This is a genomic window from Corynebacterium ciconiae DSM 44920 (assembly GCF_030440575.1).
Taxonomy (GTDB): domain Bacteria; phylum Actinomycetota; class Actinomycetes; order Mycobacteriales; family Mycobacteriaceae; genus Corynebacterium; species Corynebacterium ciconiae.
Window position 1 is genome coordinate 997,278 of the sequence record NZ_CP047189.1, and the last position, 24,916, is coordinate 1,022,193.

General features: G+C 60.1%; 17 protein-coding genes, 1 tRNA gene and 1 pseudogene. 10 read left to right on the top strand and 9 right to left on the bottom strand.

The features are described from left to right. Positions 1 to 82 precede the first annotated feature (82 nt). Positions 83 to 853: pseudogene (locus CCICO_RS04465) on the bottom strand (hypothetical protein); the annotation flags it as partial. Between the two features lie 375 nt (positions 854 to 1,228). On the opposite strand from CCICO_RS04465, the gene CCICO_RS04470 reads away from it, so the two are divergent. The 3 genes from CCICO_RS04470 (at position 1,229) to CCICO_RS04480 (ending at position 4,519) form a co-directional block, all read left to right on the top strand. Next, complete coding sequence (locus CCICO_RS04470; RefSeq protein ID WP_018020040.1) at positions 1,229 to 2,836, top strand: carboxylesterase/lipase family protein; 1,608 nt, start codon at positions 1,229 to 1,231, stop codon at positions 2,834 to 2,836. Next, positions 2,837 to 3,682 (top strand): (2Fe-2S)-binding protein, encoded by an 846-nt coding sequence (locus CCICO_RS04475; protein WP_018020039.1) that lies wholly within the window; start codon positions 2,837 to 2,839, stop codon positions 3,680 to 3,682. A 150-nt stretch (positions 3,683 to 3,832) separates the two neighbouring features. Then, positions 3,833 to 4,519 (top strand): hypothetical protein, encoded by a 687-nt coding sequence (locus tag CCICO_RS04480; protein ID WP_018020038.1) that lies wholly within the window; start codon positions 3,833 to 3,835, stop codon positions 4,517 to 4,519. Positions 4,520 to 4,552: 33 nt separating this feature from the next. Here CCICO_RS04480 and CCICO_RS04485 read toward each other — a convergent pair whose 3' ends face one another. Continuing rightward, positions 4,553 to 5,107, bottom strand: coding sequence for a hypothetical protein (locus tag CCICO_RS04485; protein ID WP_244264001.1), 555 nt, complete (start codon positions 5,105 to 5,107; stop codon positions 4,553 to 4,555). 93 nt (positions 5,108 to 5,200) lie between these two features. On the opposite strand from CCICO_RS04485, the gene CCICO_RS04490 reads away from it, so the two are divergent. Both CCICO_RS04490 and CCICO_RS04495 read left to right on the top strand, forming a co-directional pair. Next, positions 5,201 to 6,454, top strand: coding sequence for an MFS transporter (locus CCICO_RS04490; protein ID WP_018020036.1), 1,254 nt, complete (start codon positions 5,201 to 5,203; stop codon positions 6,452 to 6,454). A 51-nt stretch (positions 6,455 to 6,505) separates the two neighbouring features. After that, on the top strand, positions 6,506 to 8,491 hold the full coding sequence (locus CCICO_RS04495) for a DEAD/DEAH box helicase (RefSeq protein WP_018020035.1): 1,986 nt from the start codon (positions 6,506 to 6,508) through the stop codon (positions 8,489 to 8,491). Positions 8,492 to 8,689: 198 nt separating this feature from the next. Here CCICO_RS04495 and CCICO_RS04500 read toward each other — a convergent pair whose 3' ends face one another. The 3 genes from CCICO_RS04500 to putP all read right to left on the bottom strand — a co-directional run bounded on the left by CCICO_RS04500 (position 8,690) and on the right by putP (position 11,580). Then, on the bottom strand, positions 8,690 to 9,163 hold the full coding sequence (locus tag CCICO_RS04500; protein ID WP_026161502.1) for a hypothetical protein: 474 nt from the start codon (positions 9,161 to 9,163) through the stop codon (positions 8,690 to 8,692). 31 nt (positions 9,164 to 9,194) lie between these two features. After that, positions 9,195 to 9,947, bottom strand: a complete 753-nt coding sequence (locus CCICO_RS04505) for an HNH endonuclease family protein (protein WP_018020033.1) — start codon at positions 9,945 to 9,947, stop codon at positions 9,195 to 9,197. A gap of 64 nt (positions 9,948 to 10,011) precedes the next feature. Beyond that, a complete protein-coding gene (gene putP / locus CCICO_RS04510; protein ID WP_026161501.1) occupies positions 10,012 to 11,580 on the bottom strand; it encodes a sodium/proline symporter PutP in 1,569 nt (522 codons plus the stop codon). Positions 11,581 to 12,162: 582 nt separating this feature from the next. Between putP and CCICO_RS04515 the strand changes: the two genes are divergently transcribed. From CCICO_RS04515 to CCICO_RS04535, 5 genes are all read left to right on the top strand, one after another. Next, positions 12,163 to 15,240, top strand: coding sequence for a DEAD/DEAH box helicase (locus tag CCICO_RS04515; protein WP_018020031.1), 3,078 nt, complete (start codon positions 12,163 to 12,165; stop codon positions 15,238 to 15,240). 4 nt (positions 15,241 to 15,244) lie between these two features. Further along, a complete protein-coding gene (locus tag CCICO_RS04520) occupies positions 15,245 to 16,390 on the top strand; it encodes an SWIM zinc finger family protein (RefSeq protein WP_018020030.1) in 1,146 nt (381 codons plus the stop codon). 72 nt (positions 16,391 to 16,462) lie between these two features. Continuing rightward, complete coding sequence (locus tag CCICO_RS04525) at positions 16,463 to 17,617, top strand: metallophosphoesterase family protein (protein WP_026161500.1); 1,155 nt, start codon at positions 16,463 to 16,465, stop codon at positions 17,615 to 17,617. A 9-nt stretch (positions 17,618 to 17,626) separates the two neighbouring features. Beyond that, the gene (locus tag CCICO_RS04530; RefSeq protein ID WP_018020028.1) at positions 17,627 to 20,275 is read left to right on the top strand and encodes an AAA family ATPase; all 2,649 of its coding nucleotides are present in this window, start codon (positions 17,627 to 17,629) and stop codon (positions 20,273 to 20,275) included. 523 nt (positions 20,276 to 20,798) lie between these two features. After that, complete coding sequence (locus CCICO_RS04535; protein ID WP_083878316.1) at positions 20,799 to 21,206, top strand: MarR family winged helix-turn-helix transcriptional regulator; 408 nt, start codon at positions 20,799 to 20,801, stop codon at positions 21,204 to 21,206. 310 nt (positions 21,207 to 21,516) lie between these two features. On the opposite strand, the gene CCICO_RS04540 is transcribed toward CCICO_RS04535, so the two are convergent. From CCICO_RS04540 to CCICO_RS04555, 4 genes are all read right to left on the bottom strand, one after another. Then, a tRNA-Arg gene (locus tag CCICO_RS04540) sits at positions 21,517 to 21,589 on the bottom strand. A 168-nt stretch (positions 21,590 to 21,757) separates the two neighbouring features. Next, complete coding sequence (locus tag CCICO_RS04545) at positions 21,758 to 22,402, bottom strand: LutC/YkgG family protein (protein WP_018020026.1); 645 nt, start codon at positions 22,400 to 22,402, stop codon at positions 21,758 to 21,760. 2 nt (positions 22,403 to 22,404) lie between these two features. After that, entirely contained in the window at positions 22,405 to 23,952 is a 1,548-nt protein-coding gene (locus CCICO_RS04550; RefSeq protein WP_018020025.1) for a LutB/LldF family L-lactate oxidation iron-sulfur protein, read from the bottom strand. Further along, on the bottom strand, positions 23,949 to 24,734 hold the full coding sequence (locus CCICO_RS04555; RefSeq protein WP_018020024.1) for a (Fe-S)-binding protein: 786 nt from the start codon (positions 24,732 to 24,734) through the stop codon (positions 23,949 to 23,951). Before CCICO_RS04555 ends, CCICO_RS04550 begins: the two co-directional genes overlap by 4 nt. Between the last annotated feature and the right edge of the window lie 182 nt (positions 24,735 to 24,916).

A 24,916-nucleotide genomic window follows, 5' to 3' on the forward strand; every position in this document is an offset into this window, starting at 1 on the left:
AGCTGCGGGCTGCCACGCCCTCCTTCTGGTGGGCGTGCTCCACGGCCTCGGTGACTTCCTTGTCCAATTCGGCTATGTCTTGATCCTTGATCTCATCCACAGCCGGCAGGGCGGAGGGGAACTCCGCGGGGGCCGGACCAAGGGAGTCGTAGGTGTTACCGATGAGCTTCTTCGCCAGCTTGCGGTTGGCCACGGTGCCAATCACCGCGCCGATACCAAGCGGCATAACCTTGCCGATCCATGCAGCACGCAGGCGCTTATTGGTCTGCTTCAGCGCCTGCTTGAGCAGACGGTTATTCATCTTGCTCATAGAGGGACCAGAGAAGCGGGACAGGGTGGAGATAGTGGAATTGCCGCCATCTACGCCCAGGTCCCCGACGGCGGCGTCGACAAGCGCGGTACCGGAGGAGCCCATCACCACCACAAGGATGAGTGCTTTTCGACGCTCAGGGTCGGAAATATCCGCGCCACGCAGATATGCCGAAGCCATGGTGTAGAAGGCGGCGGCGTCGAGGAAGACCAAAGACTCCGCGCCCACCGCGGCAGCACCGGTGATGAAACCAATGCCTGGCACGGCTGCGGCCGCGCCGGCCGAGGCGCCCGAACCGGTGGCCAGGTAGGTAACGTGCTTATCCAGCATCTTCTGGATGTCCGACGGGCTGGCCTCGGGGTTGCGCTTGCGCAGCCAATTTACGTAGTTAGTGATCGACGAGGCCTGCATCTTGACTACGTGGTCGAGGGCCTTAATGAGCATCTTGCCCGATTTTCCGCTGCGCTCGTGCACAGCCGCAGGGTCAGAACCGAGAGCATCGGTGATGTCGTCAGTGTGCTCGTTATCTGAAGAGGTAGACATAATGAGAATTTTCTCCTTGTAAATACTGAAAAGTGTTGTGAGGAAATATCGTGTCGTGCGCGGAGTGACCGAATAATGAAGAATGGGCCATAATTGTCCGCACGAATCTGTTGAGAAGGAACCTACAGGCAGCGGGTGTGAGGGCACATCATTATCGGCGCAGAGCTGAGGGTGGTTAAATCCGCGCACAAGGGCACAAGCAACCTTAAACGACGAGTCGGCAGAACGTATATTCCACACGGCAACGTGAGCACAACTGTTATCTTTTCTCCACATTTTCGTGATCCCATGTCTTGGTGTGGGTGGCGACGCAGCGGAAGCACTCTGCTGCGTAGTAGCGCGCACCGAGCGGGATGAGCAACTACCGTAGAAGCTATGGAAACGCTGGTCCGAACCACCGCCGGCTACATCAAGGGCGTGGCGCGCTCCGGCCTGCTGACGTGGCGGGGTGTGCCCTACGCGGGGCTTGTCGACGGCGACCGCCGCTGGCGGGTACCCCATCCCGTCCAGCCCTGGGCCCGAGTGAAGGAGTGCACCGACTACGGCGCCAAGGCGTGGCAACCGGCGAGTTTGTGGGGAACCAAGCTTGTGGGCGGGCCCGACTGCCTCAACCTTGATATCGTGCGCCCCGACACCGATGAACAGCTACCCGTGGTGGTGTACTTCCACGGCGGCTCCTACCTAGTGGGATCCTCCCATGAGACCATGCTGCGTGGACACAACTTCGTGCGCGCCCTCGACGTGGTCTACGTGTCGGTGAACTTCAGGCTCGGAGTGTTCGGCTATCTCGATCTTTCCGAAATTGAAGGGCAGTGCGTACCCACCCCGGCGATGCACGATCAGCTCGCGGCCTTGCGCTGGGTGAAGAAAAACATCGCCGCTTTCGGCGGCGATAGCACCAATATCGCCATCATGGGCGAGTCAGCTGGCGCGGCGAGCGTGATCTCGCTGATGGCCTCACCCGCGGCACGGGGTCTGTTTCACAAAGCCATCGCGCAATCCGCGCCAGCGGCCTCCTTTCATTCCCAAGCCCAATCACGACGCTGGGCGCGTGCGCTCATGGATAACCTCAAGTTGCACGACCTCGCCGACATGTCGGTGTTGCGGGCCCTGCCGCCAGCCGATCTGGTGCGCGCCGGCAGCCTTTCCCAGCTCCGCCTGCGCGACATGCTCAACCTCAACTCGCCCTACGGGCCGGTGGTCGATGGCCACGTGCTGCCCCAGCACCCCCTCGACGCCTTCGCCGAAGGCCGCCAAGCGCCAGTGCCCCTGCTCATCGGCACCAACAACGATGAAGCCTCGGTGGCTAAAGCCCTGTACGTGCGTGAATCGGCCAGGTCGCGGTCGGCGCATCGCATGCTCACCGCCTTCGATAACCAGCGCGCCCACGAGGTTCTCCGCGAATACTCTGCCGCCTTCAGCCGAGAAGAGTTCGCCAACCTCCTCACCGACGCGGTGTTCTGGGTGCCCTCAGTGCGCCTCGCCGAAGCGCACGCGCGCATCGCCGACACCTGGATGTATCGCTTCGACTTCGCCCCCGTTGCATTGCGCCGCCTCGGCATCGGCGCAATGCACTCACTCGAACTCACCGCTGTCTTCGGCGATATGAATGCATCCAGGGTCTCAGGGCTGAACAAGCTCGGAGGCACAGCCGAGTTTGCGGCGCTTACTACCGAATTGCAGGCCTATTGGGGCAATTTCATCCATCACTCCAAGGTGGGATCTGGCTGGCCTCGTTACCGGGCTGCCGTGGCCGACCGGATGCCGCGCCGGGCTACCAAGGTGTTCGACACTCCATCGACGGTGGTGTATGACCCGGCGTCGCAGCGTCGACAAGCATGGGAGAACTATGATTTGCGGCAGTGGGGAGAAGACGATGCTGACATCACCAGCCCCACGCGCGTGGCAAGAACGCTGGCGATGCTCGAGTCGATTCTGCCGCGCACTACTCAACGCTCGCTGTCCCAAGAGGGGAGAAGGTAGATGAGTTTTACACCAGCATCGCATTGGTCTTTGCTAGTCCACGAGCATCCGCGCTTCAGCCAAGCCCTGATGCCGATGAGCGAGAACTCCGAGGTGTTGCTGTCCACGCAGCTTATCGACGCCAACCTCGGTACCCGGATCCGCGCGGCCATCGCCGCCACCCACCAGCTTTTTCCCATGGAGAAGGACAAACACTGTGCGCAACTGTGGTTTCACAGTTTTGTCACCACGCTGGTGGAACCGACCATGATGCTCGCTCTGGATCACGACCTCGTGGCGCTGTACTCGAGCGAGCACCCAGCCACCATGTTTGTGCAGACTCCTCACGGTGAGGGGGCCGGTTTTTGGTACGGCTATCACCCGAAGGAGGTGGTGGAGCCTTCGGCGGGGAGTTATCAGCAGCTCGGAGCGGGGTGGGCTGGCCTGTTTGAGCCGATCGTGAATGAGCTCACGACCACCACGGATGTCTCGGCCGCTGCGCTATGGGCCGTGGTTAGTGATGCGGTGTCGATGGGCGCTGCCGGAGCGGGTAATGAGGCCTTCGCCCCATACGAGGCAATTGCTGCCTGCTGTGCGGTGCTGGAGGGGATGCGTAGCGAACTGCAAGACAGGGCACGAGTGGCCGAGCCGCGCTTTCTCGACTTTGTGGAAGGAGAGTTTCGCCCTAGCGATGTTGAGCGGGCTATGCGAGAAGAGGAGCCCGAAGAAGATGTGGTTCTTAGCACTAAACGGCTGAGTTGTTGCATGATTTTTCACTCGCCCGGATGTGGCACGTGCGTGTCTTGTCCTAAACAAAAACCGGATGTCAAGCGCGAACGCATGGCCCAGCATTGCGAGGTGCTTTAATCGCCAGATTGGGCGGGGTACACACGGGGTACTTCTGCCTTTTTCGCTGCGGCGATTCCGCCTCATGGCAACTAGGCTGTAGTAGCGATAACCCCACCGGTGGTGGAGGGCTATCGACCAATTATCTATCCGGAAGGACAGCCTGCCTCCATGAGCTTTCTAGAGGACATTGCAGCGGCGCTAGACGATGCGGGTATTGAGTCCCGCGCCCATGACTGCACTCTCTTTGTTCCGATCACCTCTGAGGTGGAGATCCACTTTGTGGATATCGACCCAGACTTTCCTGCCGCCAACGTCTATATCGCCGCCGCCGATGTGGACGAAGAAGACGAGGACTTCGAGGCAGTGCTGGTGGCCGTGGTGTTCTCCGTGGATGACGCCGTGGCCACAGTGGACGAGCACATCGCCACCGACCAGGTGGTGACCATCCTGCGGGATGTACTAGACGGCACTGATGACCGCCTCGCGGACCTCGACTTTTTTCAAGATGAGGACGATGCCCACACTGTGCGGGCCGAGGTAGCAGTGAATTCCGAAATCCACGTGTGCGTAGATCTGGAAGAAGGCGTGCCCACGGCCACCGTGGACTTTATGGCCCTCGGCGATGACGACGAGGCTTGGGATGATGAGATTCTCAGCCTTGGTTCCTTCACCGACTATGACCGGCTCTTGGATGTCATCAGCTTGGCCGCTGAGCACGCCGAGGAGTGGGAGGAGCAGCTCGCGCCCATTGATGAGGATGCCAGCACGGGACCAGTTCCCAGATCTGCGCTCGGAGGGCTCTATGACACCGATGAGGAGGAGTACTTCGACCTCGACGAGGACGACGAGGACTAACCACCTGCGCCTGCAAGAGAGTCTGGAAATCGCCTAGGCCGCGTTGGTGCGTTGGACAAAGAAGGATGCGGGCGAGGGCACTGGGGTATAGGTGCTATCAACCACCCAGCAGTAGGTCGGCGCGGTGGGAGTGATGATCTCATGCACCATCGAGGCGGCATCATGCGGAATGAAGGCGCGCATCCACGCCTCGTACACCGCAGGCGGCACGCTGTCTCCGGTGGGGTTAGTAAACCGGGCGATCACCGCATAAGCCGGAGTGGGGGAGCCGGGGCCATGGGCGAGCGCGGCCGCCATGGCTGGATTGGCTCGGTAGCGAGTGATGTTGATCTTCAACTCGGGAAAGCCCGCTATGTCCACCGCAGGCAAGCTGAGAGTTGGTGGCCGCCACGTGCTGGGGGTACGGGCGAGCGAACGGGGATGGTGGATGGTAGACGCCACCCGTTCCACTATCTCCGGGTGGTCCCGCCTGATCAAAGCCAGTGCGGTGGCCGTGGAAACCGGCCGTTGGCCTGCGCGGCCTGTGGTGCTGTACCGCTGGGTGGGATTAAAGAACTGGGGAGTGCTGTTGCTGTTAATGTTTCGCATGGCCCGCATACTAAACAACGAGCACGACACCCCCAGGCGCCATGCGAACAGATGTTCGACAGTGGCGGTGTGGTGTCAGGAGGAGTGAGGCGCGTGCTGCGTCGGCAAGGATCCACCCGGAAGCCCGACAAGCATCCGGTTCCACCGTTGCCCAAGGAAATCTGGGCGCTGGTTGCGGCGGCCTTTATTATTGCCCTCGGTTTCGGCATCGTTGCCCCCATCATTCCGCAGTTTGCGCGCAGTTTTGATGTTTCCCTCGCCGCCGCCAGTGCGGTGGTGTCTGTATTCGCCGCCTCGCGCCTGTTCTTTGCCCCTGTCTCTGGCAGGGCGATTGATCGCATTGGTTCCCGCAAGGTTTATCTCACTGGCCTGGTGACCGTGGCCATCACCACCGGCTTGGTGGGGGCGACGCATCAGTACTGGCAGATCCTCGTGCTGCGCGGGATCGGCGGCATCGGCTCTACCATGTTCACCGTCTCGGCCATGGGTCTTATTGTGCGGATGGCTCCGCCAGCGGTACGAGGTAAGGCCTCGTCTATTTATGCCACTGGTTTTCTCGTGGGCAATGTCGTAGGGCCCGTGGTGGGCGCGGCGCTGTCCTTTATGGGCATGCGGGCACCGTTTTTTATTTATGGCGCAACAGTGCTCTTAGCGGCGGCAGTGGTGTATGTGATGCTCTCGGAAGAGGTCATCGGTAACTATGAAAAGGGTGATACCTCACCGCCGATGCACTTCCGGGAAGCGTGGCGGGACTCCGCCTACAAGGCTGTATTGGTCTCTGGCTTCGCCAATGGCTGGTCCAATTTTGGTGTCCGTGTGGCCGTGATTCCGCTCTTCGCTGCAGCCATGTTCCACCAAGCGGGCGCTGTGGCAGGTATCGCGCTTGCCTTCTTTGCCGGAGGAAACGCCCTCGCATTGCAATTTTCTGGCCGGCTATCCGATCGCTGGGGGCGCAAGCCGCTGGTGATCCCTGGTCTGGTGATCAATGCCGTGTTCACCGCCAGTATCGGGCTAACCCACGAGCCGATCACTTTGCTCACTGTGTCTGTATTTGCGGGCTTTGGTGCGGGTTGTCTCAACCCCGCTCAGCAGGCAGTGCTTGCTGATGTCGTGGGTAGGCATCGCTCCGGCGGGCGAGTGCTGGCGAATTTCCAAATGGCCCAAGATCTGGGGGCGATTACCGGCCCTATCGTGGTGGGGGCATTGGCAGAACACGCTGGGTATGAATGGGCCTTCGCTTCCTGCGGCGTAATTGGTTTGTGCGCCGCTACGGTGTGGCTCAAGGCGCGCGAGTCGCTGGATCTTAGCGTCGCGGAGGACGAGGAAACCGCTAGTCGCAAGGGTTAAGCACGGCGGCAATTGGCTATGCATCGCCGCGCGGCGTAACGTGGTGGGGCAATGAGTAACACCGATAACGTCACCGGAGACGTGGAACGTCCGGATCATATCGTTTCGTCGGACTCTCAGGATACTTCGCAAGGTGCGGCAGCACAGGCTGCCGATCAGCACAGCACCAGGGATGCGAACACTTCTGAGGACACCGGCTCACCCACCGGCTTTGAAAGCTTGGACTTACCCTCAGATGTGTTGGAGGCAGTCACCAAGGTTGGCTTTGAAACGCCGTCCCCCATTCAAGAGCAAACTATCCCCGTTCTCATGGGTGGCCACGATGTCGTAGGCCTCGCCCAAACGGGTACCGGCAAAACCGCCGCCTTCGCGCTGCCGATTCTGGCGCGCATCAATAAGGATGAGCGTTCGCCGCAGGCATTGGTCTTGGCACCCACGCGTGAGCTCGCGCTGCAGGTTGCCGATTCCTTCCAGTCCTTCGCCGATCACCTCGGCGGCATCAACGTCCTGCCGATCTACGGCGGCCAGTCCTATGGCATCCAGCTGTCGGGCCTGCGCCGCGGTGCACACATCGTTGTGGGTACCCCGGGTCGTGTGATCGACCACCTGCAAAAGGGCTCGCTGGACATTTCCGGCCTGCGCTACCTCGTGCTCGACGAAGCCGACGAGATGCTGCAGATGGGCTTCCAGGAAGACGTCGAGCGGATCCTCGCCGACACGCCGGAGGACAAGCAGGTAGCACTGTTCTCGGCGACGATGCCCAATGGCATCCGAAAGATTTCCCAGCAGTACCTCAACGAGCCACAGGAAATTACTGTTCGCTCGACGAGCCGCACGAACACCAATATCAACCAGCGCTACCTCTTGGTGGCGCACCGCAACAAGCTCGACGCCTTGACCCGCATTCTTGAGGTCACCGAGTTTGAGGCGATGATCATGTTCGTGCGCACCAAGTTCGAGACCGAGGAGCTCGCTGAGAAGCTGCGTGCTCGTGGCTTCTCCGCTCAGGCCATCAACGGCGATATTCCGCAGGCCCAGCGCGAGCGCACTGTGGATCAGCTCAAGGATGGCCGCTTGGACATCCTCGTGGCTACCGATGTTGCCGCCCGTGGTTTGGACGTGGACCGTATCAGCCACGTGCTCAACTACGATATCCCGCACGACACCGAGTCTTATGTGCACCGCATCGGTCGCACCGGCCGTGCCGGCCGCTCCGGCGAGGCCATTCTCTTTGTCACCCCGCGTGAGCGCCGCATGCTGCGTTCCATCGAGCGCGCTACTAATGCGCCGCTCAACGAGATGGACCTGCCGACCGTGGACGAGGTAAACGAGTCCCGCAAGGAGAAGTTCGCCGATTCGATCACCGAGGCCCTGGAGAATTCTCAGGTGAGCGTTTTCCGCTCGCTGGTGCAGACTTACTCCGACGAGCACGACATCCCGATGGTGGACATCGCCGCTGCTTTGGCTACGCAGGCCCAGGCTAGCGACGAGTTCCTGATGAAGGAGCCGCCGCGCGATAAGCGTAAGGATCGTTCCGATCGCCGCGACCGCGACTTCGACCGAGGTGGCCGTGATCGCGGCGATCGCGGCGGGCGTTTTGAGCGTTCGAACCAGAACATGGGGATCTATCGTCTCGCCGTGGGCAAGCGCCAGCACGTGCGCCCTGGGTCGATTGTTGGCGCATTGGCTAACGAGGGCGGCCTGAACTCTAAGGACTTCGGCCGGATCGTGATCAATGTTGATCACACTCTCGTCGAGCTGCCCAAGGATCTGCCGCGCGATGTGTTTGACCGCTTGGAAGATACCCGTATCTCCGGTCAATTGATCAACATCGAATCGGCCCCCGATGCTTCCTTGGATCGCGGCTATGGTGACCGCGGCGGGCGCGGCGGTGGCCGTGGCTTCGGTGGTCGAGGTGGCCGCGGTGGACGTGACGGTGGCCGTGGCGGCCGCGGTTATGATCGCCGAGACCGTGGAGATAGGGGAGACCGTGGTGACCGCCGCGGAAACTTCCGTCGCCGCGACGATCGCTACTAAAACTCCCGCAGCCATTGGTGGCTGAGCAGCATTAAGAGAACAACACCTCGCCGGTTTCTTTCACCGGCGAGGTGTTGTTTATTGCTATCTCCCGCACCGCACAGCCGTGCCCGCAGGCTTTCGAATTGAAGGGCGTAGGAGAAAAAGAACACTCCCCGTCGCATATGCGGCGGGGAGTGTGCGATGAGCAGCTGGGTGCTACATGGTCATCATCAAGGCAAAGACGATAATCCAGAGCAGGGAGAAAATGCCGCCGAACATAGAAAGCTGAGACTTGGCCTTGTCCCAGTTGTCCACGGTGGTTTTCTCCGGCATGTCATCTGAATCCAAAATTCCCAGCTCGGCGGCCATGGCCTTTTGGCGGGGCAGGATCATGAAGTACAGGATGGCCCACGCGATGATGGACAGCAGGATGGACGCGTGCAACAGTCCTTCCTTGGCCCACACATCGAGGTTAGAGAACATTACGCCGAAGCCCAGCAAGGGCACGAGCAGCGAGAGTAGACCGTAGGTGTTGCTGATGCGGTAGAGCAGTGCGGCGGATCCCTTGGCCTTGTCGTTGCCGTCATGTGCATGGGCTGCTTGCACATGGAAGGTGGATACGGCCACGGTAACCGGGCCCAAAAAGAGCACGGCGGAGAGCACATGGAGTGCCAGCATCACAGTAGAAATGATTATTCCTCTTTCACTAATGGGTGAATTGTCACTGGGTGGTGTGAACATCGCGCCGCAGCCTTGCCTGCCGGACGCGCTGGTGGTGCGCGGCGGGAAAACTGAGCGCAAACTGCGAGTTTAGTGAAAACCCCAGAACTTCGCTAACCCAGCAGCTGCGTTTCATTCGGGCAATATCCTTGTGCGGCAGCGCCAAGCCATAGCGCGCGGCCACATAGGCGAGGCGTTCGGAATACCAGCAGTGGTGGCGGTGATATGGCGGCATCCATACGGAGGGAAGCGCATCGCTTTTTTCTTGATTGGCGTGCGCACTCACGGCAACGATATTGAGCGGATCATTGGCGAAATCCTCGGCTTTTATGCTGGGCCATATTGCCGCGCCAAGATCCCACGCGGCCGCTAAAGGGAAAATGTGGTCGATCTGGATGTCCTCAGTGGCCGCATCGACTGTCTCTCCCGTGTAGAGATCACGCAGCGCCCCATGGGGTCTGCGCTCGCATGATGCCGTCACCCCAGCTGCGCGAAGCGTGCGATCACGGGTGGTGCAGCCTGGGCCGAGTTCGGGCTGGGCTCGCCACCCAGGACCAAAGAACTCTCGCTGGTATCCAGGGTGCTTGCTGCGTGCCTTGACGACGCTCACCTGAGGCAGTGTCTCGGCAAGTCCAGGCAGATGCGGCTCGGTGGATGGGTGTGCGGGGATGCGCCCGGCAAAGCCGATGATGAGCCAGATGAGCGTCGATAAGCCTAAAAGCACGCCCCAGCCGCGGCGTGAAGAAAGATCCATACCCTTCAATGACGAAAGGGAACCTCGTGGAGGTTCCCTTTGTCGTGCGTTTCGAGCTGTGAGCCTAGCTCTTGGTATCGAGCTGCTCGGCTGCCGTTTCGATGTTCATCTCGGGGTCTTTCTCAGCGATGCGGGCGAGCTTCGAGGCGGAGTCGAACTCCTCGAGCACTTGCTGGCTGGGCCCCTTGGACATGATGGAGACAAGCACCATCACGAGGGTGGCGGCGAAGAAGCCCGGCACCATCTCGTAGAGGCTATCGCTCAGCGAAGACATGCCCCAAGCGAAGGAGACCACGGCGCCGGTGATCATCCCGGCGATCGCACCGCCGGCGGTGAGACGACGCCAGTACAAGGAAGCGAGCACGATCGGGCCGAAGGCGGAACCGAAGCCCGCCCAAGCGAAGCCCACCAGGCCCAGAATCGAATCGGAGGGGTTGATCGCTAGCACGGCGGCGATTGCGGCCACCGCCACCACTGCGGTACGCGAGAGGTTCACCAGCACATTATCCGGCAGGCTGCGCTTGTAGATGATCTTGGTCAGATCCTCGATCAACGCGGAGGAGGTAACCAGCAGCTGCGAGGAGAGGGTGGACATGATCGCCGCCAGCACAGCGGTCAGCAGCAGACCTGCGAGCAGCGGGTAGAAGAGGATCCGCCCCATGTCTAGGAAGATCGTCTCGAAGGCGTCGCGGTCGGTCACCAGAATCGAGGGATCCTGGCCGAAGAAGGCGGTGCCGACCAACGCGGCGAAGGTGGCGCCGACGATGCACAGCAGCATCCAGCCCACACCGATCCAACGGCCGGTCTTGGCCTCGGAGGGGGCGCGCAGCGCCATGAAGCGGACGATGATGTGCGGCTGGCCAAAGTAGCCCAAGCCCCAGGCGAGGTTGCCGATGATTGCGGCGATCGAGACCCCAGAGATCATGTTGAAGTAGCTGGGATTGCCCGCGTCATAGGGGCCATAGGGCTGATTGGTAGCCCACGTGAAGATGCTGGACGGCTCGTCGAGGGAAAGAAGCGCCATGATCGGCACCACGATCAATGCCGCAAACATGATGGTGCCCTGGACAGCGTCGGTGTAGGACACCGCGAGGAAGCCGCCGATGAAGGTGTAGGCCACCGTCACTGCGGCCACAATGAGCATGCCGTCTAGGTAGCTGCCACCGAAGGTGGACTCAAAGTACTTGCCGCCCGAGACCATGCCGGAGGAGACATAGAAGGTGAAGAAAATAATGATCACCACGGCGGAGACAATGCGCAGAACACGGGATTTATCCTGCACACGGTTTTCCAAGAAACTCGGAACCGTAATCGAGTTGTTGGCGATCTCTGAATAGGAACGCAGCCGCGGCGCCACCCACGTCCAGTTGGCCCAGCAGCCAATCAGCAGGCCGATGGCGATCCACAGTTCCGAAAAGCCGGTGACAAACAGTGCACCGGGCAGGCCCATCAAAAGCCAGCCGGACATATCCGATGCGCCTGCCGACAGCGCAGCCACGAAGGGGTTGAGGCCGCGACCGGCGAGCACATAATCGTCGTACTCGTCTGTTTGTTTATAACTCCAATAACCAATCGCGAGCATCCCTAGCATGTAGATGATGATCGCGAGAATAAACCACGTATTTTCGCTCACGTCGTGCACTCCATTCTTGTTTTCTCCGATGCTACGCAACTTGTGTGCCTGCGCACAGGTCTGTAACGAGGGGCCGGGGCGATGCACGAACTCCGTGCATCGCTTCCTCGGGCGCCTATCGCCCGCGCGCAGCCCATATTCTTTGATCGACACGGCGTGGGCGCCCTCGCCTTGCGGCGATCGCCGACGCACACGCGCTTTAAGATCGTTGTCTTTACCATCGGGGTAGCTGCCACGCACTCCGCGTGGCTGATGTGCGTTGGCTGATACTACAGAGGAAGTGCTCTCATGTCTTGTTAAGGTTAGAAGCTAGGCTCTTATGAGGGGGATGGGATGTCTCGGCCTGTTCGCAGACCTCTCAGCTGCGGCGACGTTATACAAACCTAGCGATTCTCGGCGCATACAGGATGAATGCTGTGCGCTTCACGCCTCAGCAGCGGGGCTGCGTCACCGCCTAGCAGTGGCCGCCCGTCAATGCCTGCAACCTGCTGGCGCCGCGCCGGCTGCTGAAGGCGACTAGAATCGATCGCTTAGGACTTAAAGCCATAGAGCGAGCGAGATCTTTCAAGGAGGCTAGGCGTAGTGTCGTATCTTGTGCACGGTCTCTGGCACCGCGAAAGCGGGCTGATTCTGTGGATCGAACAGGTCCAAGGGCACAAGATCCTCACTCCCGAGCAGCTGGATGAAGGCGCCTTACCCTCGTCGCTTGCCACGCTGCTCGAGCCTTTAAGCTTTGCGCACCGATTTACCGCGCACCTGAGCACACCCAAGGGAAAGCGCGTGCGGCTTCCGATTCCCGTTGCCCGCTGTTATCCCGAGAAGGCTGTGGCCATCATCGAGGAACTTATCGTCCTGCTCGATGGGGAGCAGGGAGATAGCGTCGTCCCGCATATGGCTCCCGATCTGCTGTGGATTATTCAGTTCTATCGCGGCCTGAAGCAGTTTGTGTGCGCTGGTCGCATCGTGTTGCGCGTGCGCTGGGCGGATGATCATTGGTGGCCTCAGTGGCAGCTGTTGCCCTCGGGGCGTGAGCGCGTGTGGATTGCGCGGATGCAGCTGGCGATTCCGCACGTTCTCACCGCCAATGGCAGTGCGGCGGTGGCTGATGACATGGCTGAGGAACTCCCGCACTGGATCGCCTCCTATATTCTGCAGGACTTTGAGAAGCAGCCGCGTGCCCGCGAACTACACACTTTTACCCGTACGTTGCTGCGCTCTGAGTCCTTGCGCCGAGGCGGCCCAGCGCTCGCCAGCAAGCTCAACGAATGGAAGGATTCCATCACTGGCTCCCGCGCGGAGCTCATGGTGATCGTGGAGGATGCACCCACTGGCGAGGACCTTCTCCACGCCGGTATCGGTGGCGCACTCACCGATTCTGGGGAAGCAGAGGACGAAAGCGCGCCGGCGCCCCAGCTCTTTCCGGTACGCATCCAGGTGCGCTTCGGGGTGGATACACCACTACCGGTGCACGCTGAGCTTGTCGACGCCGCCTTCGCCACGAGGCTGCGCGATCTCTATAACCGCCTCTTGGAACTGGCCAGCACCCTGACCCGTCCCGAGGTGGAGCAACAATTCCTGCACCCAGAGCTTGATGATGAGAAAAAACGAGGCGACTGGGATCGTTTCTTAACGCTCGATCAGCTCGGCGATTTCTTGGCTGAAGATGTTCCTCGTTTGCGCAACGCGGGGCACACGGTGATGCTGCCGCGTTCCTGGGGCGAGCAGGAGCTGAGCGCCAAGCTCACCACCTCCAAGGTAGACAACCTCAACATGGCCCCGGTCTATGGCATGGATCAGCTGCTGAGCTATGACTGGACAATTTCCCTCGGCGGGGTCGAGCTTGATGAAGATGAGATGCAGCGCTTGATTGAGTCTTCCTCTGGATTGATCGAGCTGCGGGGATCGTGGGTGATAGCCGATAGCCGTAGCTTGGACTGGGTGCGCGCCTATGTGGAGATGGTGAAAAGCCACAGCGTGAGCGCGGACGATCCCGAGGCCGAGCTATCGAGTGCTGAGGCCAAGGCCAAGGACGCGGATGCGGCCACAGAGCGCTACCTCAGCGCGGCGGCACTGCGGGAGATGGCGCTGACCACCGCCGGTCAGCGCTATATCGAGTTCCGCGGTAGTGACTGGTTCAGCTCCCTGATGGGCGCCGATTCCGATCCCATTCCCACCCCAGTACGCAAAGACATTCCGCCCACGGTGCATGCCACCTTGAGAGATTATCAGCGTCGGGGTGTGGACTGGTTGTACTGGATGGCGCGCCACGAGCTGGGCGCGGTACTGGCCGATGATATGGGCCTAGGTAAGACACTGCAGCTGTTGACTCTTTTGGCTATCGAAAAGCATGAGGGGCTCAGTGAAGCGCCGACCATGGTGGTGGCCCCGACGTCTGTGCTCACTAATTGGCAGCGTGAAGCACACACGTTTACCCCAGAGCTGTCGGTGATGGTGTACCACGGAACCGATCGCCCCAAAGGCGAGGAATTTGTGCAACAGGCCCAGCAATGTGATCTCGTAATTACCAGCTATGGAGTGTTGTCGCGTGATGTCGAATGGTTCTGCGGATTGCACTGGCAGCATCTCGTGCTGGATGAGGCTCAGCAGATTAAAAACTCCAACACCCGCATGGCGCGGGCGGCGAAAGTGATTCCGAGCGCACACCGCATCGCGCTCACGGGTACCCCGATCGAAAACCGTTTGTCGGAGATCCATTCGCTCATGGATTTTTGTAACTACGGCATGCTGGGCAGTAGCTCGTTTTTCCGGAACCATTTTGCCCGTGCCATCGAGGTGTACGACGATCCAGATATGAAAGACGCGCTGCGTCGACTCACCGCGCCGTTTATTTTGCGGCGCCTCAAAACCGACCCCGCAGTGATCGACGATCTTCCCGAGAAAACCGAGAATGTATTGCGGGTGTTGCTGACTAAAGAACAAGCGGCGCTGTATAAGTCCTACGTGAATCGGGTCAAAAAGGAAGTAGAGGACGCCGAGTCCATGAAGCGGCGAGGTTTGATCCTTGCCGCCATGACCCGTATTAAACAAATCTGCAACCACCCAGCACATTTCCTCGCCGATGGCTCCTCGATCACTCACCGAGGAGTACACCGTTCAGGCAAGGTAGCCAAGCTCATTGAGCTTATCGACGCCGCCCTCGACAACGGCGAGAAAATGTTGGTATTTACCCAGTACCGAGCTTTCGGCGATATTCTCGTGCCGTATCTCAGCGAGCATGTGGGCCGCGAAGTGCCCTTCCTTCATGGCGGGGTAGCGAAGAAAAAGCGCGACGCCATGGTCAGCGACTTCCAGAACGATAACGGCCCGCCCATCATGGTGCTCAGCCTCAAAGCCGGCGGTACCGGGTTGAATCTGACCGCGGCAAACATTGTGGTGCACATGGACCGCTGGTGGAATCCCGCAGTGGAAAACCAAGCCACCGATCGCGCCTATCGCATTGGCCAGCGCAAGGATGTGTCGGTGTACAAGATGGTGTGTGAAGGCACCATGGAAGAAGCTATTCACGATGTCATCGAAGGCAAGCTTCAACTCGCAAGCGATATCGTCGGCGAAGGCGAGGGATGGGTCAGCGAGCTCAGCCAGGAGGATCTGGAGAAGCTGCTGAACTACCGCGGAACAGTCGACGAGGACGAGGAGTAAGACCATGCCCCGCTATACCTCACGCGACAATGTCATCTACGCCAACTTTGGTGCGAAGCGCCGCCAATCCTCGCAGCAGGACACCCCCTCGCAGACAGCTGATAGCCAACACTCCCGCGACACCGAGAAGCCCCATGAGCAGCGACCGTGGCTGCCCGTGGTGTCCCGCTTTATCGTGGACACGATTGAACAGCGGACTGATCACGGCCGCACCCAGCGCGGGCGCGACTACGCCCGTGGTGAGCACGTGATGCAGCTGAGCTATAAGGCGAATCTGATCACGGCCAATGTTCGCGGCTCTGTGCCAGATCCGTTTGAGGTTCGTCTTCACTTCTCCCCGGTGGCCCGCAGTGAACAGCGAGAACTCATTGATTACCTCGCATCCCTGCCCGACTATGTTCCTGCCTTTCTGCGCGGAGAATTGGATCGCCGCACCCAGCGTCTACTGGGGTTCACTGACCCCGCCACCATTACCGCCCAGTGCGACTGCCCTGATTCCCACCATGTGTGCAAACACATCGTGGCTGTAGCCCACGCAGCCGCCGCCGACATCTCTCGGCACAGCTATCGCATCTTCGATCTTCGCGGCTGGGATCCCGACACGGTTGAGCAGGCCGTGCAGCGCAGAATTAACGACGGCGGCCCCAGCGAGGAGATCACCGAACTCGAGCTGAGCGACCACGAACGAGAGACCGGTGCACAGGCTGCAGACTCCTCCTCAACTGGAGGAGGCGAGTCGACGTCCGCTCCAGCCGCCACGGAACCTGTCTCGAGCCAGCGCGCAGATACCTCGGCAGCATCTACGCGACCGCGCGGATCCAACAAACCTCGAGTGGATGCTGTGGCCTTTTGGGAGGGGGAAACCCTGCCGGGCCTGCCGAACCCGAAGGTGGAACCGGCGCTCGACGACTCCGATCTCTCCTTGTTACATGTGGCGATGCGTTCGGTGTCTTATACCTCTATCGATGAACTGCGGGCGATCACCGACATCGAGGACATGTACTATTTCCTCACCACGCAGGCAGATCCTGGAATGGGGGAGCCTGAACGTGAGGACTCTGTATCGGAGGGCTCCGTAGCGATGGACTCTGCCTCGGGGGACTCCGTAACGGGGGAGCACGCGGAAAAGGAGGAGCCTGAGAAGCGCTAGCCAGGCGCTGGTTCGAACATGAGCGCTAGAAAAAGAGGGGTGGGGGTCCGGTAGCTTTGCTATCAATAAGGCATGACGAGAACACGATTTATCCACACCTCCGATTGGCAAATCGGAATGAAGCGGGGTTTTCTTCCCGCAGAGGCGCACTCCCGTTTCGATGTTGACCGCATTACAGCGATCAAGAAATTAGGTGCTCTTGCCGTGGAGCAAGAGTGCGAGTTCATCGTGGTGGCCGGGGATGTCTTTGACGCCAATAGCCTTGATCCCACCACGACTGGCCGCACGGTGGAAGCACTGCGCTCGCTACCCGTGCCGGTGTATTTGCTGCCTGGTAACCACGATCCGCTCGTGGCCAATAGCATCTTCAGCTTTACGGACTCCATCGACAATGTGCATGTGATTCGCGATCACGCGCCTATCACGGTTCGCCCAGGAGTAGAGATTGTGGGGGCGCCCTACCTGAGTAAACGGGTATCCAGCGATATTGTTGCCGAGGCTTTGGCAGATCTGGCGCCGGCCGAGGATGGCAGCGTGCGCATCGCCCTTGGCCACGGCCAGGTGGAGTCACGCACGAATGAGGATGATCTGGCGTTGATCGATCTCGCTAATGTGGAGCGAGCCCTTGATGAGCGTGTGATTGATTATCTTGCCTTGGGGGATACACACTCCACTGCCGCTTTGGGTACTAGCGATCGGGTGTGGTTCTCCGGCAGTCCAGAGGTCACCGACTATCGCGATTTCTCCACAGTCGGAGGCGGCGAAACAGATTCGGGCAACGCGCTCGTGGTTGACATTGATGCCACGGGTTCGTCCTCATCGGTCGACGTGCAGAAGCGTCGCGTCGGCACATGGACATGGCATGCGCTGGAGTACGAGATCGCCAGCCGCGAGGATGCCGAGGCTTTTATTAGTGCTCTGCGCGAATACCCGGACAAATCGACCACGGTGATCAAATACGCCTTGGTAGGCACGGTCACTCTTGACACCATGCATTACCTCGAAGAAGAGCTGGCGAAGCTGGAAAGCATTTTCGCCGCGCTCTATAGGCGCGAGCGTACCCACAATCTCTTGCTTGCTCCTTCGGCGGAGGAGCTGGAGCAACTAGGCGTAGGCGGCTACATAGGCGCGGCGATGGCTGAACTTATCGAGCAGGCCGACCATGATGAACGAGCAAGTGACGCAGTGGGGTTATTGCACCGACTGATCGTCTCCGACCAGAAGTAGGGCAGAAGCATGCAGATTCATTCCATCGAGATCGACAATATGCGCTCGATCCAGCATCTCGAGCTGAAAGACATTCCCGAAACAGGCGTGTGCATGATCAGCGGCCCGAATGAGGTGGGCAAGTCCACCATTGTGGAAGCGATCAATCTAGTGTTAACGGAGAAGTCCACCGCCAATAAACAGTGGATACGGGATATGTGTCGAGTGGGAAGCAACGACCCGCTGAAGATCTCCCTGACTGCCACCATCGGTGAGCAGCACCTGACGATTACCAAGGAATATCCCGCTCGGCGCACCGCAACCCTAGTCATTCATTCTCCGCGCCCAGCAACCTACACCGACAGCCAAGCTAATGACATGCTCGGGCAGATTATTGACGAGCACCTCGATAAAAACCTGCGTTCGCTGTTGTTTGTGAAGCAGGGCGAGCTTGACCACACCTTGGGCGAGGTGGGGTTTAGTTCTTTGGAAAAACCACTTCGACTCGCCGGTGAAGATGGGGCCGAGTCGATCTCCCGCAGCTCTCAGTCGGAACTGATGGCGAAGGTACAGAAGCATGTTGAACGCTTCTACACCAAGAGGGGCAAGCCCAACCGTGAACTTAAGCAGGCGCTTGAAGCCGTCGACTCTGCCCGCCAACAGCACGCACAAGCCCAAGAGCAGATCGCCGATTTGAGTAGCTTGCTCGATAGCTTCGAGGCAACGGAGGCAGAATTAGCACGCCTGGAGCCTCAGATACCCGAGCTGCGCAAACAACTGGAAGCCTCCCAACGCACCGTTACGCAGGCGGAGAAGCGGGAATCGGTACGAGAGAACCTGCACACCAAAAAGAACTTCGCCGCAGCGAAGAAGAGCGAAATCGAGAAAAATGCGCAGCGACGCGTGCGGGCAGCCGAAGACGTGGCAGCTAGTGAGAAACTTGTGAGCGAGCTAGAGCAGACGCATGCTGTGTTGTCGGAACGCGCCACTGAGCATGCTGCACGATTGGCTCGCCTACGCGAGGATCTCGAGACAGCGATGCAGGCGGAAAAGGACAGCCAGGCCGAATGCCGAGTGTGGGAACAGCATCATCGCGCTGTACGCGGGCAGATTGCCCATCAGAACAACATCGAGTTCTTGGAACAGGTGGATTTATACACCGAAGAGATCGCCGAGCTCAACGACAAACTGCCGCAGATCGTCCCGACGGAGGAGGATCTTGCGCGGGCGGAGCGCATCACCGAGAAGATTCTCTACGCCCAAGCCACCGTGGCCGCAGCAAGCTCAACACTGAGTTTGTCCGGCGAGGCGGGCTCCGAGATCAGTATCAATGGAGACAGCCATACGCTCGGTGATAGCGCCACGGTGGTGACGATCAGCGAACGCACCACCATACGCATCGGAGGAGTCGATGCGGTCATCGAGCCCGCAGCCAATGTGGCGAGCGAAAAGGACACCCTAGATCAGCTCAAGCAAGAGCGTCGCCAACTCTTCGACACCTTTGATGTGGTATCGATTCAGCAGCTCAAGGACATCGCCGCGACAGCTGAGTCAATTACTGCCCGCATCGAGGGGCTAAAGAAGGACCGAAAACGGCATGTAGGCCCCCACGATGTGGAGGATATTCGCCGCGCCGTCGATACCTTCCGCCCTGAAGAGCTACCAGAAGGTATAACTGCCGATGAGGCAGGGGAGACCGCCCTCGAAGAGCGGCTCAGTGAACTTCGCCAGGTCGCGGAACAGGCCCACACTGCTAGCTCCGCCGTCCGAGAGAAGTATGACGAGGCCCGAAGCGAGAGCATCGACAAGGATGTGGCAGTAGCCGCGGAGAAGCTCAAGGATGCTCGCGATGAGCTTGATCGCCGCACTAAAGTGCATGAAGCCATTCTGGAGGAGCACAGCGAGGAAGCAGTTGAGGCTGAGCTGAGAACGTACACCGCCCAGCTTGCTGAGCTGGACGCGGCACTGGACGCTCTAGACGAGGACAGTGTCATCAGCCTCGAGGCTGCGCGCCGGGCTGCGGACCAGGATAAAACTTGGTTGTCGAACACACAGCAGAGTGTGACCGAGCAACGCGAGCGCCAATCGGAGATCAGGGGCCGAATCAACGGCCTAGAGGGAGCCGCCGAGAATGCTAAGAAGGCCGAGGCCGAACTAGAACGCCGAGAGAGCATCCTCGCCCGCACCCAGCACAAGGCGGATGTGGCGAAGCTATTGCTGGACACTCTCGAGCGCCACTACCGTGAAGTCACCCAACGCTATGCTGACCCGATTCGCAATGAGCTCGAGCGATTAGCGCGGCAGCTCCACGGCGATGATGTGGTTTATGAGTTTGGCGAGAACGGACTTACCGGCCGAGTCATGCATGAAAAGCAGGTGAATGTCAGTGAGCTTTCTGGCGGAGCCTCCGAGCAGCTCGGGCTCATGCTGAGGCTCGCGATCGCCAATCTCGCCGCCAAGAATGCTAGCGCAGGCGAGGTGGACACCGTCATGCCGGTGATCATGGATGACGCCCTAGGCAACTCCGATGTGCTTCGCCTCAAACGACTCTCAGGGATGATTGAGAAAGAGGCAGAAACTAAGCAAATCTTCCTCATGACGTGCGACCCGCAGCGCTTCGCCGCCATCGACAAGCGAAAGGAGTACCGCGTCCAAGATCTCAAGCGTGCTGCGAACTAGCAGAACGGCCACGAGGCCTGCCTCCCCCCACAACGCAAGGGAGCAGGCCTTACTTACTGCACTGTTCTCACCCTGGTGTGCTCTGCACCTGCTCGGCCCTATAGAGGCAGCAGGGCTAGGTTCTCACCAGCTCAGCGAGAGGCATTACGAATAAGTTGTTGTTTGCTGATCACCGCCTGAGTGGCTGGGCAGTTTTTCCTTACTAAGCAAAGGTGACTGGTCATGCATTAAGCGCTACTCTTAGAACAACTCATTTCGGCGCGAGCGCCACATGTGCCCTACGCGCCACGAGCTATTCCCTCATCTCCCGCTATGGGGTGAGGTGCCGTGGAAACGGCACCACCACTCACACCCTGCAGTGGAACATCACGGCCGCGTGGTGTGGTGCATTCACCCGCGACCGCTCACGCACCAACCGGCAGCGCACACCTGATGCGCGCGGAAAAGTTAAGGAAGATAAGGGATAGTGATTCAGCACGAGCCTCGCTGGCTAAATGACAATCAGCAAGCACTCTGGCGCCTCATGCTCGATGCCATACGAAAGCTCGAACGCGATATAGAGGAAACGCTGCAAGCCGAGGCCGAGCTCACCTCCCCTGAATTCGCTGTGTTGGTTGTGCTGTCCGAGTCCGAGGGCGAGCAAGCCCGAATCCGCGAAATCTGCGCCCACCTGAACTGGGATCGCAGCCGTGCCTCGCACCAGCTCTCGCGGATGCAGCGCCGCGGCCTGATCGAGAAGACCAAGTGTGTCGGCGATGGCCGTGGGGTGATCGTGATCATGACCGAGGAGGGCAAGCGACGCCTCAAGCAGGCAGTGCCCATGCACGTGGAGTCTGTCAACAGGCTGATCTTCGATCACATGAGCAACGATCAGGCCCAGCACCTTGATGTCTTTTTCAACCACGTGATGCAGGCCCAGCCCACCCCCTAGCGCTGGCTGATTCTGCTCGCTGCAGCAAGTAGGCGCATGCCCCGATGTTTCGGGGCATGCAGTACTAGCGGGGATTGTCGCAGCGCCTGTGCGCACCTTGATACTCGCGATATCGCCGCACTATCGCCGCGGTATCGGCCACAGCATGGCCGAAGAGTCGCTGTAATGTCGCAGTAGTATCGCAGTGCGCTTTCCCCAGGTGCGCCTTAAGGCCTGGCCGAGCAGAGCACCCGCACCCGCGTCCACCTACGCACCTGCATAGCTTGAGGGCCCGCACCCAAAAAAGGTGCGGACCCTCAAGCGTTATCTGTGCCCCCGACACGATTCGAACGTGCGACCTTTGGTACCGGAAACCAATGCTCTATCCCCTGAGCTACGGGGGCGAAAAAATATGCGTAGTAGCACGGCCTGCGCTGCTATGCACCGTACGTATGTTAGCACCTTCTGCGTGCTGCTATAAAAACACGCTTGAGACTAGCTACTACGCAGCAGAGTTGGGGCCTGATCGTGGATGGCGCTGCTGCGCCGAGCTGCCAGGCCCCAACGGGTGTTTAGTCCACCAGCACCACGATCAGGGTACGGGGCCCGTGCACACCTTCGACGCGGCTGAGCTCGATGTCGGAGGTGGCCGAGGGGCCGGAAATCATGGTGATCGGGCGGCGCCGGTCGAGGCGGGCGATCATCTCAGGCACGCCGTAGACCACGGTGTCCATGCGCACGATACAGATGTGGCAGTCGGGCACGAGGGTCAGTGCGCGGCGACCGTTGGTGTCATTGGACTCCAGACAGATGGTTCCGGTCTGGGCCGAGGAAGTGTGGGAGTCGGTGACTACCACGTCCACGGCATCGAGCAGGCGGGGGTCGCTGGTGACGTCGTCTGGGGTGGCGCTGCCACTGAAGCCGTCGAATAGCGAGGCGTCGAGCCCAGGGGCGTAGCGCACGTCTGTGGCGTTGCGCTCCTCGAGGAGGCGAACGATGGTGGCGCGCAACTCCTCTTCGCTGCTCTGCTCCACGATGGCCTTGTAATCCAACAGGCGGTCGATGAGCACTTCTTTGAGTTCCTCGCGGGGATAGTCGTGCTCGGTGATGTAGTTGCGCACCACCTCGTAGCCGCCGGTCGGTACGTTGGAGAGTTTCTGGGCGTTGCGGATGCGGCTGAGGATTTCCTTTTTGGCCTCGTCGTTACGCGTAGACATGGCTAGTTCTCCTCTTTCTCGTTGCCGGCATCGGCGGAGGCGGGCAGCCCCTCGCGCTTGGCGTCCTTGAGTAGCTGCTGGGCCTCCTCGGACTTGAACCAGTCACGGAAGGAGGTCTTGGCGGGTACCGCGGTGTCGCGAACGTCGGTCCAGCCGGCAAGGAAGCTGGGCATGTGGGTGATCTTTTTGTTGAAGCCGCCAAGGACTCGCCCCAGAGAGGCGGACTTAGTGGCGAGGCTCCAGATCTTGGCGTTGCCGAAGACCATGCCCATGGCGCCGAAGATGGCGCCTTCGATCTTGGGCTTGTCTGTTTCGATCTTCTGGTGGCGCAGCTCCAATAGGGCGGCGGGGATGTCGATCTTGACGGGGCAGACCTCGAAGCAGTAGCCGCACAGGGAGGAGGCATAGGGAAGCGAGGCGTTCGGGTCGTTGTGATCGACAATGCCGGTCAGTTGCGGCGAGAGGATCGCACCGATCGGGCCCGGGTAGGTGGAGCCATAGGCGTGGCCGCCGGCGCGCTCATACACGGGGCAGACGTTGAGGCAGGCCGAGCAACGGATGCACTTGAGGGCCTCGCGTCCGATCTCGTTCGACAGCGCGTGGGTGCGGCCGTTGTCCAACAGCACGATGTGATGGTTCTTCGGGCCGTCGTTGTCGGTCACACCGGTCCACAGGGAGGTGTAGGGGTTCATCCGCTCGCCGGTGGAGGAGCGCGGGAGCAGCTGCAGGAATACTTCGAAGTCTTGGAAAGTGGGCAGCAGCTTTTCAATGCCCATCACCGAAATGAGGGTGTCCGGCAGGGTGAGGCACATGCGACCATTGCCTTCGGACTCGACAATGCTCACGGTGCCGGTTTCGGCGACACCAAAGTTCGCGCCCGAGATGGCCACCTTGGCCTCCATGAACTGCTTGCGCAAAAACACACGGGAGGCTTCGGCCAGCTCCGGTGGGTTGGCGGGCAGGGAGTCATCGGTGTTGGGCATCTCGCGTACGAAGATGTCACGGATCTCGGCGCGGTTGCGGTGAATGGCCGGCACCAAGATGTGCGAAGGGAAGTCGTGTCCCAGCTGCACGATGAGCTCGGCCAAATCGGTTTCGCGGGCGGTGATGCCGGCGTCGCGAAGCTGATCGTTGAGTCCGATCTCCTGGGTGGCCATGGACTTGATCTTGACCACGTGGGTTTCGCCGGTCTCCTTGATCAGATCGGTGACGATCTGGCCGGCCTCCACGCCATCGCGGGCCCAGTGCACATGGCCGCCGTTGGCGGTCACGGCCGCCTCAAACTGCTCAAGCAGCTCGGGCATGCGGGAAGCCACGTCCCGTTTAATGCCGGAACCGGCCTCGCGCAGGTCTTGCCAGTCAGGAAGTTCCTCGACTACTTGCGCGCGCTTGTTGCGGATGGTGTGCGTGGCGTTATAGAGGTTGCGCCGCTGGGTGGCGTTGTAGAGGCCATCGTGGGCACCCTTTTGGAAGGAGCGTGAACCACGCAGGTAGCCAACGCCTTCCGGCGCGGTTGGGGGAACGGTGGGGTTTCCGAGGAAGGTGGTCACAGCATGAACTCCTTGGTGTAAGCGGCGGAATCCGGGGTCCACGGATGGTCCTTGGTGGAGGCGAGGATCTCGGCGATGTGCACGCTGCGGATGCCGCTGTGCTGGCGTGAGAGAGTCCCCGAGATGTTCATCAGGCAGGAGTAGTCCGCGGAGGTGACGTACTCAGCGAGCGTGGACTTAATGTTGCGGGTTTTGTCGCTCACCATGGCGGCGGAGGTTTCGGCGTTCTTTACGCAGAAGGTGCCGCCGAAGCCGCAGCATTCCTCGGAGAAGGGAAGCTCCACCAGGTCGATGCCTTCTACAGCGCGAAGCAGCCGGTAGGGGCGGTCGCCGAGTTGCAAAAGCCGACGCGAGTGGCAGGAGCTGTGATAGGTCACGCGGTGTGGGAAGAAGGCGCCAACATTCTCGCGCTGTTCCACATCGGTGAGGAACTCGCACAGCTCATAGGTTTTCTTGGCGGTCTGGGCTGCGCCGTCGCGCAGGGCCGCAGTGCCGTAGCGATCGGCGATGCGCTCATGTTCGTGACGCACTGCGGCCGCGCAGGAACCGGAGGGGCTGACAATGCAGTCGATGGAGGGGTCGGAGAAGGCGTCCACATAGTTTTCAATCTGTGGCACGGCTTCGCGCTGGTAGCCAGTGTTAATGTGCATCTGGCCGCAGCAGGTTTGTTTATCGGGGACCACAACATCGTGGCCGAGGCGAGACAGAATCAGCGCTGTCGCCTTGGCGATGTCCGGCCCGAGAACGTCACCGATACAGGTGGTAAAGATCGCGACTCGCACGGGCGCTCCTTTAACTAAAAGTTGGCTAACGATTATTGGCGCACAATGGCGTTTACATCATTCAGTGGCTGTGAGGTCTAGCTCGCGGCGGGGCCACATGCCTTAGTGCCTTGGACTGCCTGACGTGCCAAAGTCAAGAGGCCGCTGTGCATAGGGGGTAGCTTCTCGTCGCGGGCGAACGT